Source organism: Methylobacterium sp. Leaf469, from assembly GCF_001424745.1.
GTDB lineage: Bacteria > Pseudomonadota > Alphaproteobacteria > Rhizobiales > Beijerinckiaceae > Methylobacterium.
In genome coordinates, this window is record NZ_LMRE01000034.1 from 397,917 (window position 1) to 414,141 (window position 16,225).

The window sequence follows — 16,225 nt, forward strand, 5'->3', positions numbered from 1 at the left end:
GTCATCGGGTGCCGTCGCCGGGAGGCAGGCGCCGGACATCCGGTTGCGGCTCGATGGGCAGGATCGTCGCGGAACGGTCGATGGGGCTGGTCCGGGGCGTTTGCAGGCTGCGCATCAGGGTCTCCTCGTCCTCCTCCATGAGGTCCTCCATCAGATCCTCCTCGCGCGCCATGCGCAGTTCGGGCCGCCGTGCGCGGGCCATCATCGCCATCACCACGATGCACGAGAGGGTGAAGACCGCGATCGCGGCCAGGATCAGGGTGGTTTCCATGCCGCCGTCAGCGTTACCCCAGGATGGCCGGCGATGCATCCGCCACCCGGCTTGGGAGACGGACCCGGAACGGTCCTTGCGTGGCACCGCACGGGCGTCGAACGTCCGGGTGGCGATGTCGGGCAGGCATACCCGTCCGCCGGGGCATACCTTGCCCGGCGGGATACAGGTGCCCAGCGGGGATACCTGCCCGTCTGGGGATGCCCGGCCCGGGGATCGCCCCACCGCCACCGGATTGTCCTATGACGGTCCCCGTCCACCCCGTCACCAAGGTCCATCGATGCGCATGCACGACCGCAGCCCGGATCACGCGGTTCCGACCCCCGGGGTTCCTGCCCACGGGGTTCCTGCCCACGGGGTCCTCGCGCCCGAGGCCCTCGAGGCGGATCTCCTCGGGCTGATCGAGGAATCCCGCGAACAGGCGGCGGAGGATCCGTTCCGCAACCCCGTCCTGGCGGTGACCCTGGCCATCACCCGGCGGTTCGATCGCGGTGAGATCGGCGAGGAGGTCCTCGACGGCCTGTTCGCCCGGCTGCGGGCGCAGGCCCTGGCCGAACGGGCCGAGCGCCTGCGCGCCTATGTGGGCCTGGAGCGGGATGCGGCCTCCGGGCAGGAGGCCCACACGCCGGCACGCCTCGTCGCGGCGATCCCGAAGCGCCAGGGCGATTTCGAGGCGTTTCGCGACCTCGTCGGCCGCACGGGCTTTGCCGTGGTGTTCACGGCGCATCCGACCTTCGGCATGCCCCGGGCGGTCGCCGGCCTCATCGCCGAGGCCGCGAGCGAGGCGGATGCGGCCGCGCGCCGGCCCCTGACGGAGAAGGCCGCCGCCCTCTCCACCCGGCCCGATCCGGCCATCTCCCTCGACGACGAGTTCGAACAGGCCTGCGTCGCGGCCAATCACGGCCGTTCGGCCCTGGACGCCTTCAACGACGCCCTCCTGGAGGCCGCCCGCCAGCGCTGGCCCGACCGCTGGACCGAACTCGTGCCGAAACCCTTCGCCATCGCCAGCTGGGTCGGCTGCGACACGGACGGGCGCACGGATATCGGGTGGTGGGACACCCTGCGCTACCGCATCGAATCGAAGCGCATGCAGCTCGACCGGGTGATGCGCCACCTGCCGCAGGTGCCCGCGACCCAGGTGGTCCGCGACCTCACGGCCGGGGCGCTGGCGGCGGTCAATCGCCAGCTCGCCGTGGCCCCGCGCCTCGGCACCAAGCCGTCCCTTGAGGCGGTCCACCGCTTCGCCCTCGCCCTCATCATCGAGCGCGAGCGCGCCCAGACCGACGCCACCGCGATCCTCGCCGGCCTCGCCGGGGCCATGGGCGGGGTCGCGACGGACGAGGAGCGGCGCGCCATCGCGATCCTGCGCTCGGGCATCGCCACCCACGGCCTCTCCAACGCCCTGCCCCATTTCCGGCTCAACGCCAGCCAGATCCACAACGCCGTGCGCCGGGTGACCGACCTCGAGGGCGAGCCGACCGACGCGGCCCAGCGCCGCTCCCACCTCTCGACGATCCACGCGCTGCTCAACGACGTCCACGCCGTGGACGTGGATTTCGGGGCGCTCGCCGCCGAGCGGGCCTCGGCCGCCCGGCTGATGATGACCATCACCCAGATCCTCAAGCACGTGGACGGCACGCATCCCGTGCGCTTCCTCATCGCCGAGACGGAGACGGGCTACACCCTGCTGGCCGCCCTCTGGCTCGCCCGGCACTACGGGATCGCCGACAAGGTCGAGATCACGCCCCTGTTCGAGACCGCCTCGGCCCTGGAGCAGGGCATCCGCGTCCTCGACGACGCCCTGCGCAACCCGCACTGGCGGCAATACCTCAAGCGCATCGGCCGCCTCACGGTGCAGTTCGGCTACTCGGATTCCGGCCGCTACGTCGGCCAGCTCGCCGCGAGCTTCTGGATCGAGCGCCTGCGCCTGCGCATCACCGAACTCATGGTGCAGAACGACCTCACCGGCGTCGAACTCGCCATCTTCGACACCCACGGCGAATCCATCGGCCGGGGCGCCCACCCGACGAGCCTGCGCGACCGCCTCGCCTATCTCGCCCCCGAGGATGCGCGCCGGCGCAACCGGGCGGCGGGCATCCGGGTCCGTCTCGAATCGAGCTTCCAAGGCTCGGACGGCTACCTCATGTTCGGCACCCTGCCGCTCGCGAAAGCCACGGTGGAGCGCATCGCCGAGCACGTCTTCGCCCTGGATCTCACCGACGACGATTCGTTTGCCGACTATGTCCTGTCCGATGCGACGAGTGGTGCCGACGAGGCCGACGACCCGATCTACGGCGAGGCCGACTTCTCCGCCGAGTTCTTCACGGTGGTGCGCCAGGACATGGAGACCCTCGTCGACGACCCGGGCTACGCCGCCCTGCTCGGCACGTTCGGCCCGAGCCTCCTCGACCGCACCGGTTCACGGCCCGTGGCGCGCCAATCCGATGGCGGGGGCCCGAGCATGATCACCCATCCGCGCCAGATGCGGGCGATCCCCAACAACGCGATCCTGCAGCAGCTCGGCTTCCTCGCCAATTCCCTGCACGGCATCGGCCGGGCCGCCGGCCGGGCGCCGGACCTGTTTCGCGATATGCGCCGCGATTCCGTGCGGTTCTCCCGCGCCTTCCGCCTAGTCCAGCACGCGGCCAGCGTCGGCGACCTCGACGTGCTGCGCGCCTACGTCGACACCCTCGACCCGGCGGTGTGGCTGGAGCGGGCGCGGCGCACCCAGCGCGACGGCCGCCGCGAGGAACTCGTGGTCATCGCCACGGCCCTCGACCGCCTGCGCCTGGCCCCGGACCTGCGCCGGCTGTTCGGGCGGCTCACCTGCGACTGGCTCAGCCTCCAGGCGGCGGCACCCGACCTCGGCAAGATGTCGCCCCGCCTGACCCTGCTGCACGCCATCCGCCTCGCCCTGATCCACCGGATCTGGTTCCTGGCCGTGCACATCCCCGGCTTCCGGCCGCAATCGGGCATCAGCCGGGAGGCCCTCATCGAGCGGTTCCTGCGCCTCGACATCGACGGCTGCCTGACGCTCCTGGAGGACATCTTCCCGGTGACGCCGGACCCGACGCTCGGTCTCAACTTCGGCGAGCCGGCGGGGCCACGCGACGTCGGCACCTATGAAGCCGAGCACAACACCCTGTTCGAACCGATCCGCCGCTCCTTCGCCCGGGTGCGCGAGCTCTCCGGCATGATCCAGCACGAGGTCGGGGCGTTCGGGTAGTCGGACGGCGCTGTGTTGCCCCGCACATGGAAACGCCGGCCACGAGGGGCCGGCGTGTTCAGGCAACTCCCGAGAACCCGAAGGCCGGATCGGCCGGGCGGGTCGGGATGATAGGTCAGGCGGAGGGGAACGAAGCGTAGCGAAGCGGCGACTGCGTGCCACGCAGGCCGTCGGCGACGCGGTAATTCTGCGCCTTCGAGAGGATCCGGCCACCGATCTGCTGGGCGCCGATATCGGCGAGTTCGCGGTCGGTCAGCTGGGCGATCTGGCGCGCGGTTTCGTTGTCCTTCCAGCGGGACTTCAGGCTGGTGATGAGGGAGAGGGTCACGGGCTTTGCTTTCCGGCTTTGTCTCTGCCGCCCTGGTCTCGTTCGGCGGCGTCTGATCGGAAAGTAAGGTTTGTGCACTGCAACGACGAGAGGGAAAGCGGGTGGGTCAGCCATGCTCCTTGGGCATGGAGTGTGCAGGGATTGCTTAAGCTCGATGCAATCCAGCCCAGTTTTTCAGCTTCGGTCCGGCGTGCCGTCCGGTTGAGCGGAAGCGGGTTCGCGGGGGACACCCCGGCGCAACGCGGTTCGGGCGGGGCGATCCGGTCCGGAGCGGTCGGGCACGGTCCCTAGCGGGCCCAGACGCCCAGCCGTTCGGTCCGGGCACGATCCTCGGCGGCGACGAGATCGGGCGTCGCCTCCGACGAGGCGCGGCCGCCGCCGTTGAACAGCACCACCTCCGACAGGTCGCGGCCGTCGACGTTACACAGGCGCGCCTCGCTGCCCGCCACGGGCTGGCAGGTGACCGTGCGTCCGGCGAGATAGCGCGTGAGTTCGTCGGCCTGGCCCCCGCGCACCCATTCGACGCCGAACAGGCGCACGAGCTTCCCCGCCACGCGCAGGGTTGCGGTGTCGATGACCTCGACGGGACCGGTCAAGGCATCGGCGGCCCGCTCGCCGACGGGCTTCGCAGCTTCGCTCACGGCGGGGGGAACCGTCTCGGTGGCGGACGGGGCGGCGTCGGAGACCGGCGGCGGCGATGGCGTTTGGGTGTCCTCGCCGGAGCGCTGGGCCACGGCGATCAGGACGACGAGCCCGAGAAGGCCGGCGCCGGCGGCGAGAACCCGGCGGTCGCGAAGCACCCCACCCTCCCGCATGGTCCCGTGCAGGCGCGCGCCCGTGTCGGCGAAACCGCCCCGCGCCCGCCCCGCCGCCTGGCGCGCGAAGGCGCCGAGGCCGCCCGGCCGGGTCGCCGTTTCCGTCGATGGGAGCGCGGACTCCGTGGACGTCGCAGCAAGAGGCGCAGCGAAGCGCCGGCGCAGGCCCTGCCAGCGCTCGGTCGCCTGCCCGGCGAGGGCTCGACCACGGGTGGCCGAACGGGCGAGGGCGCGTCTGGCCTGCGTGGATCGGGCCTCGACGAACCGGGCTGCGGCGCCCGGAGCGGCCGGCACCGGAGTGGCGGATTCCCTAGCGGCGGCGCCTTCCGACGCGGCCTCGGGTGCAGGCGCGGCGGCCTCGGGCACCGACGGCACGAACAGGGCCGGGTGAAGGCGGCGCAGGTCAGCGACGAAATCGGCCAGGGTCATGGCCGGCTCGGAATCGACGGTCGGTTCGGGGCCGGCCTTGCCCGTGCCCTCGCTCGGCCCCGCGGGGCCGCGACGCGGGTGGCCGGCCCGGTCGAGGATCCGGTAGCCCGGCGGCGCGTCCTGCGGCTCGGCCACGGCTTCCGTGAGAAGCTGGAGGGTCCGCTGCGCCAGGGGATGGCCGCCCTGGGCGGCGATCTCCTCGGCGATCCGGGTCCGCAGGGCGGCGCGCGCCAACGCGTCGGGGGTATCGCCCGGTCCCTCTCGCGGATCACGGGGTTTCAAGGCGCTCACTTCCAAGGCGTGGACCACTCCCAGTGATTCTACGACGCAGCGGGATCACGCCCCGCGCGTGCGTCCCGCTATAGCGCCGAGCGGCCCCGGACCATAGCGGCGCAGCACGCGACTGGTTTCCGAGACGATGACCGGGCGGGGGCCGGACAGGTCGATGGTGAGAACGAGGTCCGACACACCCTGTGCCCGGGTGCCGCGGGCCGGGTTCTCTGCGCGGTAGTCGAAGGTGGTGCGGACGATGCAGGTCGCGGTGGCGGCGTTGCAGGCGGTGCGCGTGGCGCCGGATTGCGGCTCGTAGCGGCGCACCGGCCAGCGGGCGGCGAAGCGGCGCTTCTCGGCCATCAGCGCGGCCAGGGAAACGACCCGGCCATGGAAGCGCACACGCTCGCCGTAGAAGCGCGGTGCGGCGGTCACGAGACCGAGGCCCGGAGCGGAGACGCTGTCGAGATAGTCGTCGCTCAGGCGCTCCGCCGCGGCGGCCCATTCGGGGAACCGGTCGGCCGAGGCCATGGACGTTGCGGGGGCTGCCGTCGCCATGGGCGTCGCCGGCACGGCGGGGACACGCGACAGGCGGCGGGGCGGCGCATCCTCGGGCCCCCGATACCGGGCGGACGGACGAGCCGGGCGGCGCACCGCAGCCGGCGGACTCGGTTCCGCCCTGGCGGAGGCCCGCGGCGTGCCGGAATCCGATTGCATCCTCGCTCCGGTCCGGGCTTCGGGCTCGCTGCCGGATCCGGCCTTGGCCGCATCGCCCTTCGTCTCGGTCATGCCCTCGGCCTTGCCCTCGGTCTTGGCCGGCGGATCGATCCAGCCCGGTCCCGACTGGGCCTGGGCCGGCCCACCGATCCAGAGGACGCCCATCAACGCGGCGAAGCAGACGGAACACGAACCGTAGCGCATGACATCATCACCGGGGTCGCGACCGATGCGAAAGGTTCGAGGAGCAGAGCGGTCGATGGGGGTTGAACGTTTCGTGAGCGCGCTCGGTTTCGCGCCATCGACGCTCAACGTACGATGATCCGCGACCGTGGCGCCAGGGTCACAGCCTCACGATCCCGCTTTCCCGGTGCCATCGGCCTTGCCATCCCGGGCGGGCAACCCACCTTGACCGTACTGGGTCCGGGCCCCTCTGGCGGTCGAGGCGTTGACCGTGATGTCGGACCCCTTCTCTGCCTTTGCGCTCACGCGGCGCGAACGCACCGGAGGGTCTCCAACCCCATGCCGATCCAGATTTCCCGTCGCACCGTTCCCGAGGCCTCCGCGTGAGCGCCGGTCCGCAGGCCCGCCGGGGCCTCCTCCTCGTCAACCCCAATGCCCGCAACGGCGGCTTCTCCCTCGATGCCGTGCGCGAGGCCCTGCGCGAGGGCGGCATCGAACCCTTCGAGCCACCGGGCGATCCCGACTGCACGGCCGTCATCAAGCGGCATGCGGCGCAAAGCGACCTGGTGATCCTCGGCGGCGGCGACGGGACCCTGAACGCGGCGGCGCCCGCCCTCGTCGAGACGGGCCTGCCCCTCGGCATCCTGCCGCTCGGAACCGCCAACGACCTCGCCCGCTCCCTCGGCCTGCCCCCCGATCCGGTGGCGGCCGCGACCCTCATCGCCACGGAGGAGGCCCGGCCGGTCGATCTCGGCTGCGTCAACGGCCACTACTATTTCAACGTCGCCAGCATCGGCTTCTCGGCCGAGCTCGCCGGAGACCTCACGGCCGAATCCAAGAAGAAGTGGGGCACCGTCGGTTACGGCATCGCCGCCATGCGGGTCCTGCGCCGGGTCCGGCCGTTCACGGTCTATCTCGAGCATGACGGGCAGACCGAGACGATCACCACCATCCAGGTCTCGGTGGGCAACGGGCGTCATTACGGCGGCGGCATGACCGTGGAGGAAACCGCCACCGTCGACGACGGCAAGCTCGACTTCTACAGCCTGGAGGTGAAGCACTGGTGGCGGCTGCTCGCCCTGCTGCCGGCCCTGCGGCGGGGCACGCAAGGGAAGGCCGCGGACGTGCGTGCCTTCCACACCACCGAAATCGTGGTGAAGACGAAGAAGCCCCGGCCGGTGAACACCGACGGCGAGCTGTCGACCTACACGCCGGCCCACTTCAAGGTCTTCCCCAAGGCCGTCCGCATCTTCGCGCCGGAGGCTTCGCAGCGCCCGGGCGTCCCGCGTCCTACCTTCACCCTGCCCTTCTAGTACCTTCGCCTTCTAGTACCCTGCCCTTCTCGACGTTCGGAACAGCCCTCCCGTGGACAGCATCCTTCCCCTTCTCAGCGACCCGACCGCCTGGGCGGCCCTCGCCACCCTCATCGTGATGGAGGTGGTCCTCGGCATCGACAACCTGATCTTCATCTCGATCCTGACGAACAAGCTGCCGGCCCACCAGCAGGACCGGGCGCGGCGCATCGGTATCGGCCTCGCCCTGGTGCTGCGCCTCGGGTTGCTCGGGACCGTCGCCTACATCGTCGCCCTGACGCAGCCGGTCTTCACGGTGCTGGGCCACGCCTTCTCCTGGCGGGACCTGATCCTCATCGGCGGCGGTCTCTTCCTGCTGTGGAAGGCCACCAAGGAGATCCACCACACCATGGAGCCGGAGCCGGAGGACAAGGGCCCGGGGCAGGCCGTGACCCTCGGCTTCGCCACGGCCATCGGCCAGATCCTCGTCCTCGACCTCGTGTTCTCCATCGACAGCATCATCACGGCGGTGGGCATGACCGAGCACGTGCCCATCATGGTGGTGGCCGTCGTCGTCGCCGTGACGGTGATGCTGGTGGCGGCGAACCCGCTCTCGCGCTTCATCGCCGCCAATCCCACGGTGGTGATGCTGGCGCTGGGCTTCCTCATCATGATCGGCATGACGCTGATCGCGGAGGGGTTCGGTGCCCACGTCTCCAAGGGCTACATCTACACAGCCATGGCGTTCTCGGCCGGTGTCGAAGGCCTCAACATGCTGTCCCGGCGTCGCCGCAGGGCCAAGCAGGGCGCAGCCGGCCCCGCCAAGGGGTAGGACCCGTCGGTTTCACGGGAAAACAAGAAGGCCCGCCGGATCGCTCCGGCGGGCCTTCTTCGTATGGGCACACGACGTCCCGCCCGCAGGCGGACGAGCGGCGCGGTTTTATAGCAAATCCGGTCGATCGCTTCGCGATGCGGATTTGGGCTTCGCCGAGGCGCCGCGCGGGCTGCCTGAGACCGTCTCCGAATGGATCATCCGGAGACAGTCTCAGAGGATGGATTCAGTGCCAGCTGCCTCGCGTTTGCAGATCGCCTGATCGGGCGGCGAGCCCCCCCCGGCGACGAGCTTGGTGATTTCCGCCCGGGCCCGCTCCAGATCGGCCCGGAACCCCGCATCCCCCTGAAGGGCCGCGAAGACGATGCTTCCGGCGGTACGGCCGGCCTGGACATCGCTCATCCAGTGCAAACCGCAGACGACGCGACTCTCGCCGTAGGACCGGGCGCGCACGAAGAACTGGGTCGCCTTCTCGGGCATCAGCGCGGCCATGATCGAAGCGTAGGTCCAGCCCTGGGTCGCGTGGCTCGAGGGGAAGCTGAACGCGTTGGCGATCTCGGCCGAGCGGACGACACAGATCTCCGCGTCGTTGCCGACGAACGGGCGGATACGGCGGTAATGTTCCTTCGGCCCCCGGGTCGCGCGGGCGATGTCGAGGCGCGAGCGCTCCAGCAGGGTCATCAGGGCAGGTGCGCGGGCCTGATCGATGCGCTGGCCGATGACGCAGGCGAAATCGTCGAGGATCGCCGAGGCGCCGTCGGCGACGTCCGTGGTGGCCAGAACCCAGCGGGGGGTGCCCTTGAGGGAGCGAGTCGCCGTGAAGGCGGCCTTGTCGGCGGTTTCCGCCGCCGACTGGCCGCGCGGCGGCGCGGGGAGGATCGCCACGGTGTCGGGCGCCACGGCGTCGGCGAGATAAGGCTGGCGCGCCACCTTGGCCGGCGTCACCGGCGTGGTGGCCACGGAGGGGGCGGAGGCGGGTTTGCCGGGTGCATCCTTGACGGGCGCATCCTTGGCCAGTGGATCTTTGGGCTGCATATCCTCGGCGCAGACCGGCCCGATTCCAGCGACGGTGGCGAGGAGGACGAGGGCGAAGGGTAGGCGGGCCATCGGCGTCTCTGAGAGCGTGTGTGGAACTGGGGACGAAAGGCGGAGCAGCCTCGTGTCATAGGGTTCCCATGTAACGGCCCTATGGCAAGGGCCGATCCTTCGCACACGCCGCCTGAACGGTGCCCGACGGCGTGTTTTGTCACTCGCCGCGTCGGCACGCCGTTGAGACCTTGGCCCGGCGTTTCGTGACGCCCCTCGCGCCCTCAGGCCGCGCGGATCGCCGCCGCGACTTCGCCGGGATACTCCTCGTGCGGGCTCAGGGCACCCGGCACCGACGCGCGGGCGACGTGGCCGGTGGCGACGAGCGCATCCATCTCGGCGCCGGAGCGGCGCGGCGCCCGTTCGGGGCGCAGGACGAGGATCGGCGGCAGGCCGTCATCGGTGAACAGGTCGAGGAAGTCCTTGCGGGTCTCGCACGGGTCGAGGCCGCCGGTGACGAAGGCGGCGGTGCCGAAGCGGCCGCCGGGGTGGCGGGTGACGGCGTGCTTGTCGGCGATGACACCCGGCGTGACGTGGGCGGGATCGGCGTAGACGTGGGCCCGCATCATCCGGCCGATCACCGGCGGGCTGATGTTGAGGCGGTACAAGGCTTCGCCGAGCACCGGCAGCTCGACGGCGCGGCGGATGCCCGCGATGAGGCCGCGCCGGTTCGGTCCCATCATGGTGGGGAACGGGCCGCGCCAGGTCGGCGCCACGAGGACGAGACGCGCGAACAGGCCGGGATGCCGTCGGGCCGCCGCCACGAGATAACCCGCCGCGTGGCCCGCGGCGACGCCGAGCGCGTAGGGGCCGCGCTCCGCCGCCAGCAGGGTGTCGAGGAACCCGTGCATCGTGGTGGGATTCAGGGCGATCCGTGGCCGCGTCCGGTCGCCGAAGCCCGGCCAGTCCGGTACGTGGCATCGGAAGTCATGGCCAAGGTCCCGCGCCAGCGGCCGCATCTCGGCCCGGGCCGAGATCGACGACAGGGCGGGGAGCAGCAGGGCATCGGGACCGTTGCCGATCACGTCGCACGGCGTCGGCAGCGGCCGTCCGGCGACGGTGAGGGACAGGCTACGGGCGGAGCAGGCCGGCTCGATCATCGCGCAGTTCCAACGGGTGCGTCGTCGGCAAGATGGGGTCGCCCCCCTCCCCCCGACATGCGGCACAATACCAGTGCTCCCGCCGCTCCGAAGCGGGATCGCGGCGATCCGCCGGACGGGTCTGCCCGCCGGCGGGGGGCCGGACCCCGCCGAGCCTGCGCTCGACCGGGGTCCACCGACGGATTCAGGTGCGCAGCAGTTCGTTGATGGCGGTCTTGGAGCGGGTGCCGGCATCGACGCGCTTGACGATGACCGCGCAGTACAGGCCCGGGCCGGGCGTGCCGTCGGGCAGGTCCTTGCCCGGCGTGGTGCCGGAGACCACGACGGAGTACGGCGGCACGCGGCCGTACATGACCTCGCCCGTCGACCGGTCGATGATCTTGGTGGAGGCGCCGATGTAGACGCCCATGGAGAGCACGCTGCCCTCGCCGACGATCACACCCTCGGCCACCTCTGCGCGGGCGCCGATGAAGCAGTTGTCCTCGATGATGACCGGATTGGCCTGGAGCGGCTCGAGCACCCCGGCGATGCCGGCGCCGCCGGAGATGTGGCAGTTCTTTCCCACCTGCGCGCAGGAGCCGATGGTGACCCAGGTGTCGACCATGGTGCCCTCGCCGACATGGGCGCCGAGGTTGATGAAGGACGGCATCAGCACCGCGCCGGGCGCGATGTAGGAGCCGCGCCGCACGACGCAGCCGGGCACCGCCCGGAAGCCGGCCTCGCGAAAATGCTTCTTCTTCCAGCCCTCGAACTTGGACGGGACCTTGTCCCACCAGGTCGCGCCGTCGGGGCCGCCATGGATGATCTCCATGTCGTTGAGGCGGAAGGACAGCAGCACCGCCTTCTTGAGCCACTGGTTGACCTGCCACTCGCCGTCCACCTTCTCGGCGACGCGGGCCTTGCCGGCATCGAGGAGGTCGAGGGCGTGCTCCACGGCGTCGCGCACGGCGCCCTTGGTGCCGGTGTCGATGCCGGCGCGCTCCTCCCAGGCGGTCTCGATGGTGGTGGCGAGGTCGGCGTGGGACATGACGGCTTCCGGGGATGAGACGAGGGTTCCGTGCTTACAAAAGCCCGCCCGCCCTGTCACCTCGGCCGCGTCACCCAGTCAGCCGGCGGTCAGGGGTTTCGACGCGGCGTGGCCGCAGGCGTCGAAGCGGCGCTGAATCAGGACGTAGTCCTTGCGCGTGGTGTTGAAGTACTTCGCCGAGACGGAAACCTCCGGTTTGCCCGGCGCCCCCGACGGAAGCCGGTCCGTGATCCGTTCGATGGTGCAGCACTCGGTCCGGTCGTCGAGGTAGTCGAGACGGTTGCCGTAGGCGCGTCCACCGTGATCGCCCTCGCGGACGATGTTGCCGATCATGATGTCGATGAAGTTCTGGTCGGTGAGAGAGCTGTTGGTCTCGTGGCAGACCATGAGCCGGCCGGAATAGACCGCGACGGCGTAGATGCCTCCCAGGCTGACGAGGCCGAGGAAGGCCACGCCGGCGATCTGCGCCCGCCGGTCCTGCGCGTCCTGCGCGAGATGGTTCAGCATGGTCCTGAAGAGCCTCCGAGGAAGGCCGGAACTCCACCGATCCCCCTCACCCGTTCCGCTGATCCAGCCTGCGCCCGCGTGTCTTAGGAAAGACCTCACGCGGTCGTGAGCATTCGCGACATCGATCGAAAGAGGACCGTCCGAACTCCGGGGACCGGCGCTCGGGCGCCGCGCGGGCTCACGTTGCTGGCTCAGGCGCCGCGCGGGCTATGCCACCGCGCCGCCATCACCCCGAAGCACGGGCGTCACGGCATCGAAGCGCCGGCGAACCCGGTCGAGGTCGCCCGCGAGGGAGGTCAGGTCGTCGGCGAGTTCGTCGTGGATGGCCTGCGCGGCCTGCGGGAATTCCGCCAGCACCCGCCGCATCAGGACGGGCGTGATGCGGAGCACCTCCGCCGCCGCCGCCGCATGGGCGTCCGTTGGCCGCTCACCGGGCAGGAGCAGGGCGAGGCGGCCGATGAGGGCGGAGCGGCCGAGCGTGATGGTCTCGCCGCCGGCCACGCGGGGCGCCAGGGCGATGGTGCCCGACAGGACGACGAAGCCGCCATCGGAGGCATCGCCGCGGGCGAACAGCCGGTCGCCGGAGCCCAGGCTGCGCCGCTCGGCGGCGAAGGAGAGCAGGCGCAGGGCGTCGCGGCCCAGGAATCCGAACAGGGGGGCGCCGGCCAGGATCGCGATGTCGTCGTCCAGCCCCAAGCCGCCCTATCCCTTCCGTCGATGGGCGAGCTTACCGCAAGCCGCGCGGCGGCGCGATACGCTACGGAAGCAGCTTGTAGCCGCCGCCCTCTGTCACCAGGATCGCCGCGAGTCCCGGATTCGGCTCGATCTTCTGGCGCAGGCGATAGATGTGCGTCTCGAGGGTGTGGGTGGTCACCTGGGCGTTGTAGCCCCAGACTTCCGCGAGCAGCGTGTCCCGGCCCACCACCGCACACCCGGCGCGGTAGAGGAAGCGCAGGATCGCGGTCTCCTTCTCGGTCAGCTTCAGCTTCGACCCGCGCGCGTCGACCAGGAGCTTGGCGCCGGGGCGGAAGGTGTAGGGCCCGATCTGGAACACCGCATCCTCACTCGCCTCGTGGCTGCGCAGGTGGGCGCGGATGCGGGCGAGCAGGACCGCGAACTTGAACGGCTTGGTGACGTAGTCGTTGGCTCCGGCTTCGAGCCCCTCCACCGTGTCGTCCTCGGAATCCTGGCCCGTGAGCATGATGACGGGCCCGCGATAGCCGTTCCGGCGCATGGCCCGCACGGCCTCGCGTCCGTCCATGTCGGGCAGGCCGACATCCATCACCACGAGGTCGATGCGATCGTCGGTCACGCAGGCGATGGCGCTGGTGGCATCCGCCAGGCCGATCACCCGGAACTCTTCGTAGAGGTCCAGTTGCTCCGTCAGGGTTTCCCGCAACGAAGCATCGTCGTCGCAGACCAGCAGGCGATGGGTATTGGGCATCGACCAGACGACTTTCGCGCACGAGTGAGGTCACGTCCAGCGCGTGATCCTCAGACCAGGGGAAGGGATTAAGGCGTCCGCCTCAAGCGGAATCCAGAGAGGCGGCGGCAGAACGAAAACGATTTGATGGACCGCGCGTCTTCAGGAAAAGACGCGCGTATGCGCAGTAATATCCCCACAAACGACCGACGACTGCCTAAAGTTTCAGTCCGGTCGCGTGGCAAATGACGGAGGGGCCGAAGGTCTGCCGATGATGGCATCCCGTGCCGTCCCGGGCGATAAGGTGCCCCATGAAACGAACGACGCTCTCGCACCTGCGCGTCCGTGCCCTCGTGGGCGACCGCACCCGTGGACAGGTTCTCGCCGGTCCGGCCGTCATCCCCTGTGCCCTCGGGCGCTCGGGGCTGGTCCAGCGCAAGCGCGAGGGCGACGGCGGCTCGCCGCGGGGGCACTTTCGCCTGCGGGGGGGCGCCTACCGTCCCGACGTGTTCGCGGCCCGACCGCGCACCGCCCTCGCCCTGCGCGCGACGCGACCGAGCGACGGCTGGTGCGACGAGCCCGGGGACCGGCGCTACAACCGGCCCGTCACCCTGCCCTGCCCCGTGAGCACGGAACGGATGTGGCGGGACGACGGTCTGTACGACCTCGTCATCGACCTCGACTACAATCGCGGACCGATCCGCAAGCGCCTCGGTTCGGCGATCTTCTTCCACTGCGCGCGGCCGGGCTACACCCCGACGGAGGGCTGCGTCGCCCTGAAGCGCGCGGATCTCGCCCGGCTCCTGCGCCGTCTCGGGCCGCGCACGCGGATGTGGATCGGATAACCTCATGGTACGCGCCGTCAGTGCGCCGGCACGGCGTTCGGAACGCCGTCGCCCCGCCGCTCCGGATCGGCCAGGGTCAGGATCAGACCGGCCGCGATCAGGCACAGGGCGCCGGCGGCGAAGAAGGCCGGCAGGTAGCTCGACAGCGCCGTGCGCGACAGGCCGGCACCGTAGGCCACCGTCGCCGCGCCGAGCTGATGCCCGGCAAACACCCATCCGAACACGAGGTTCGCCCGCTCCCGGCCGAAGCGCGACGCCGTCAACCGCACGGTCGGCGGCACGGTGGCGATCCAGTCGAGGCCGTAGAAGGCCGCGAACAGCGAGAGCCCGACGAACGAGAAGTCCGAGAACGGCAGGAACATCAGCGAGAGGCCGCGCAGGCCGTAGTACCAGAACAGCAGCCAGCGGTTGTCGTAGCGGTCGGACAGCCAGCCCGACGCGACGGTGCCGACGAAGTCGAAGATCCCCATCGCGGCGAGCACGCTGGCGCCCTGGACGGGACCGATGCCGTAATCGGCGCACAGGGGAATGAAGTGGGTCTGGATCAGTCCGTTGGTGCTGGCCCCGCAGATGAAGAACGTGGCGAACAGAACCCAGAAAACCCGCGTCCGTCCGGCGTCGCGCAGGACCGCGACGGCCCCGCCCGCCGTCGGGGTCGAGGCGGCCGCGAGGGGTCTCGTCTCGCCGTAGGGCAGCAGGCCGAGATCCTCCGGCCGGTCGCGCATCAGGGCCAGGACGCCGAGCCCTGCGGCGAGCAGGAGCCCGCAGATCAGCAGGAGGGACGCCCGCCAGCCGAACTGCTCGGTCAGCGCCGCCAGGACCGGCAGCACCACGAGCTGGCCCGTGGCCGAACTCGCCGTGAGCAGGCCGACCACGAGGCCGCGGCGATGGGAGAACCACCGGGTCGCCACCGTCGCGCCGAGAACCAGGGCCGTCAGCCCGGTACCGATCCCGACGACCACGCCCCACAGCAGGATCAGGTGCCAGACCTGGCTCATCCAAAGGGACGCCACGAGGCCGCCGGCGATGAGGGACAGGGCGGTCAGGACGACGCGGCGCGGACCGTACCGGTTCATCAGGGCGGCCGCGAAAGGTCCCATCAGGCCAAACAGCACCAGCCGGATGGCCAGGGCCGAGGAGATCGTCGCCGTGTCCCAGCCGAACTCCTTCTGCAGCGGAAGGATCAGCACGCCCGGCGCGCCCACGGCGCCCGCCGTCACCAGCATGGTCAGGAACGTGACCGCCACCACCACCCAGCCATAGTGGATGTCGCGGCGCGCGAAGGCGCCCGCCAGGGCCGTCGAAGGGTGGAGGGCCCGAAAGGCCATGCCTGATCGCTCCGGGGCGAACCGCCCGTCTCAGATGCGCGTTGCATAGGCGCATATGCACGCTTTATTCAAGCATCCCCCGTCGCGTCGTGGCGAAACATCTGGAAGTACCGGCATGACGGAGCCCACCCCCATCGCAATCTGCACGTGTCTCGCCGTCCGGCAGGGCGCACGGCAACTGACGCAATTCTACGACCGGCACCTCGCGCCGGCGGGACTGCGGGCGACACAGTATCCGATACTGGCCCGGCTCGGCCGGTCGGGTCCGATGTCGATCAACGCCCTCGCCACCGGGATGGTGATGGACCGCACCACGCTGGGCCGGGCGCTGCGTCCCCTCGAGCGGGAGGGATTGCTGGCGATCGGCGTCGGACGCGATGCCCGCACCCGCAAACTCTCGCTGACGCCGGCGGGTGCGGAGCGCTTGGCTGCCGCGGCGCCGCTCTGGCAAGGGGCGCAGGCCGCCTTCGAGCAGGGATTCGGGCCCCCCGAGGCGGCGGCCCTTCGCGCCGCCATGGCGCGGGTGGTGGATACGCTCTGACGGCG

General features: G+C 70.8%; 16 protein-coding genes. 5 read left to right on the forward strand and 11 right to left on the reverse strand.

All coding sequences use genetic code 11. The annotated features are described in order from the left end of the window. Position 1: 1 nt before the first annotated feature. Entirely contained in the window at positions 2-271 is a 270-nt protein-coding gene (locus tag ASG60_RS15920) for a hypothetical protein (RefSeq protein ID WP_056172445.1), read from the reverse strand. Between the two features lie 280 nt (positions 272-551). Between ASG60_RS15920 and ASG60_RS15925 the strand changes: the two genes are divergently transcribed. Beyond that, complete coding sequence (locus ASG60_RS15925; protein WP_244476692.1) at positions 552-3,497, forward strand: phosphoenolpyruvate carboxylase; 2,946 nt, start codon at positions 552-554, stop codon at positions 3,495-3,497. 115 nt (positions 3,498-3,612) lie between these two features. On the opposite strand, the gene ASG60_RS15930 is transcribed toward ASG60_RS15925, so the two are convergent. From ASG60_RS15930 to ASG60_RS15940, 3 genes are all read right to left on the reverse strand, one after another. Next, positions 3,613-3,825 carry a DUF1127 domain-containing protein gene (locus tag ASG60_RS15930; RefSeq protein WP_056172448.1) on the reverse strand — a complete coding sequence of 71 codons (213 nt, stop codon included), beginning with the start codon at positions 3,823-3,825 and terminating at the stop codon, positions 3,613-3,615. Between the two features lie 287 nt (positions 3,826-4,112). Next, entirely contained in the window at positions 4,113-5,351 is a 1,239-nt protein-coding gene (locus ASG60_RS15935; RefSeq protein WP_082531781.1) for a hypothetical protein, read from the reverse strand. Between the two features lie 54 nt (positions 5,352-5,405). Then, the gene (locus tag ASG60_RS15940) at positions 5,406-6,260 is read right to left on the reverse strand and encodes a hypothetical protein (RefSeq protein ID WP_056386554.1); all 855 of its coding nucleotides are present in this window, start codon (positions 6,258-6,260) and stop codon (positions 5,406-5,408) included. Between the two features lie 362 nt (positions 6,261-6,622). Between ASG60_RS15940 and ASG60_RS15945 the strand changes: the two genes are divergently transcribed. Next, positions 6,623-7,552: a lipid kinase gene (locus tag ASG60_RS15945; protein ID WP_056172456.1), complete on the forward strand. Its 930-nt coding sequence runs from the start codon at positions 6,623-6,625 to the stop codon at positions 7,550-7,552. 52 nt (positions 7,553-7,604) lie between these two features. Beyond that, entirely contained in the window at positions 7,605-8,363 is a 759-nt protein-coding gene (locus tag ASG60_RS15950) for a TerC family protein (RefSeq protein ID WP_056386556.1), read from the forward strand. A 213-nt stretch (positions 8,364-8,576) separates the two neighbouring features. On the opposite strand, the gene ASG60_RS15955 is transcribed toward ASG60_RS15950, so the two are convergent. From ASG60_RS15955 to ASG60_RS15980, 6 genes are all read right to left on the reverse strand, one after another. Further along, positions 8,577-9,470 (reverse strand): phosphatase PAP2 family protein, encoded by an 894-nt coding sequence (locus ASG60_RS15955; RefSeq protein WP_082479087.1) that lies wholly within the window; start codon positions 9,468-9,470, stop codon positions 8,577-8,579. Between the two features lie 203 nt (positions 9,471-9,673). Next, entirely contained in the window at positions 9,674-10,549 is an 876-nt protein-coding gene (locus ASG60_RS15960; protein WP_056386558.1) for an alpha/beta hydrolase, read from the reverse strand. A 184-nt stretch (positions 10,550-10,733) separates the two neighbouring features. After that, complete coding sequence (gene dapD, locus ASG60_RS15965) at positions 10,734-11,576, reverse strand: 2,3,4,5-tetrahydropyridine-2,6-dicarboxylate N-succinyltransferase (protein WP_056172465.1); 843 nt, start codon at positions 11,574-11,576, stop codon at positions 10,734-10,736. A 78-nt stretch (positions 11,577-11,654) separates the two neighbouring features. Then, a complete protein-coding gene (locus tag ASG60_RS15970; RefSeq protein WP_056172468.1) occupies positions 11,655-12,083 on the reverse strand; it encodes a hypothetical protein in 429 nt (142 codons plus the stop codon). A 207-nt stretch (positions 12,084-12,290) separates the two neighbouring features. Beyond that, the gene (locus ASG60_RS15975; protein ID WP_056266720.1) at positions 12,291-12,779 is read right to left on the reverse strand and encodes a Crp/Fnr family transcriptional regulator; all 489 of its coding nucleotides are present in this window, start codon (positions 12,777-12,779) and stop codon (positions 12,291-12,293) included. 61 nt (positions 12,780-12,840) lie between these two features. Then, positions 12,841-13,527 (reverse strand): response regulator transcription factor, encoded by a 687-nt coding sequence (locus tag ASG60_RS15980; protein WP_056172474.1) that lies wholly within the window; start codon positions 13,525-13,527, stop codon positions 12,841-12,843. Between the two features lie 290 nt (positions 13,528-13,817). On the opposite strand from ASG60_RS15980, the gene ASG60_RS15985 reads away from it, so the two are divergent. Continuing rightward, entirely contained in the window at positions 13,818-14,351 is a 534-nt protein-coding gene (locus ASG60_RS15985) for a L,D-transpeptidase family protein (protein WP_056172476.1), read from the forward strand. A gap of 17 nt (positions 14,352-14,368) precedes the next feature. On the opposite strand, the gene ASG60_RS15990 is transcribed toward ASG60_RS15985, so the two are convergent. Next, a complete protein-coding gene (locus ASG60_RS15990; RefSeq protein ID WP_056172480.1) occupies positions 14,369-15,679 on the reverse strand; it encodes an MFS transporter in 1,311 nt (436 codons plus the stop codon). A gap of 115 nt (positions 15,680-15,794) precedes the next feature. On the opposite strand from ASG60_RS15990, the gene ASG60_RS15995 reads away from it, so the two are divergent. Continuing rightward, positions 15,795-16,220, forward strand: coding sequence for a MarR family winged helix-turn-helix transcriptional regulator (locus tag ASG60_RS15995; RefSeq protein WP_056172483.1), 426 nt, complete (start codon positions 15,795-15,797; stop codon positions 16,218-16,220). Positions 16,221-16,225: the final 5 nt, after the last annotated feature.

Coding starts and splice junctions, on each gene's coding strand:
- ASG60_RS15960 (WP_056386558.1), bottom strand. CDS start 10,549: ATGATCGAGCCGGCCTGCTCCGCCCGTAGCCTGTCCCTCACCGTCGCC.
- ASG60_RS15955 (WP_082479087.1), bottom strand. CDS start 9,470: ATGGCCCGCCTACCCTTCGCCCTCGTCCTCCTCGCCACCGTCGCTGGA.
- ASG60_RS15985 (WP_056172476.1), top strand. CDS start 13,818: ATGAAACGAACGACGCTCTCGCACCTGCGCGTCCGTGCCCTCGTGGGC.
- dapD (WP_056172465.1), bottom strand. CDS start 11,576: ATGTCCCACGCCGACCTCGCCACCACCATCGAGACCGCCTGGGAGGAG.
- ASG60_RS15980 (WP_056172474.1), bottom strand. CDS start 13,527: ATGCCCAATACCCATCGCCTGCTGGTCTGCGACGACGATGCTTCGTTG.
- ASG60_RS15970 (WP_056172468.1), bottom strand. CDS start 12,083: ATGCTGAACCATCTCGCGCAGGACGCGCAGGACCGGCGGGCGCAGATC.
- ASG60_RS15990 (WP_056172480.1), bottom strand. CDS start 15,679: ATGGCCTTTCGGGCCCTCCACCCTTCGACGGCCCTGGCGGGCGCCTTC.
- ASG60_RS15940 (WP_056386554.1), bottom strand. CDS start 6,260: ATGCGCTACGGTTCGTGTTCCGTCTGCTTCGCCGCGTTGATGGGCGTC.
- ASG60_RS15995 (WP_056172483.1), top strand. CDS start 15,795: ATGACGGAGCCCACCCCCATCGCAATCTGCACGTGTCTCGCCGTCCGG.
- ASG60_RS15925 (WP_244476692.1), top strand. CDS start 552: ATGCGCATGCACGACCGCAGCCCGGATCACGCGGTTCCGACCCCCGGG.
- ASG60_RS15920 (WP_056172445.1), bottom strand. CDS start 271: ATGGAAACCACCCTGATCCTGGCCGCGATCGCGGTCTTCACCCTCTCG.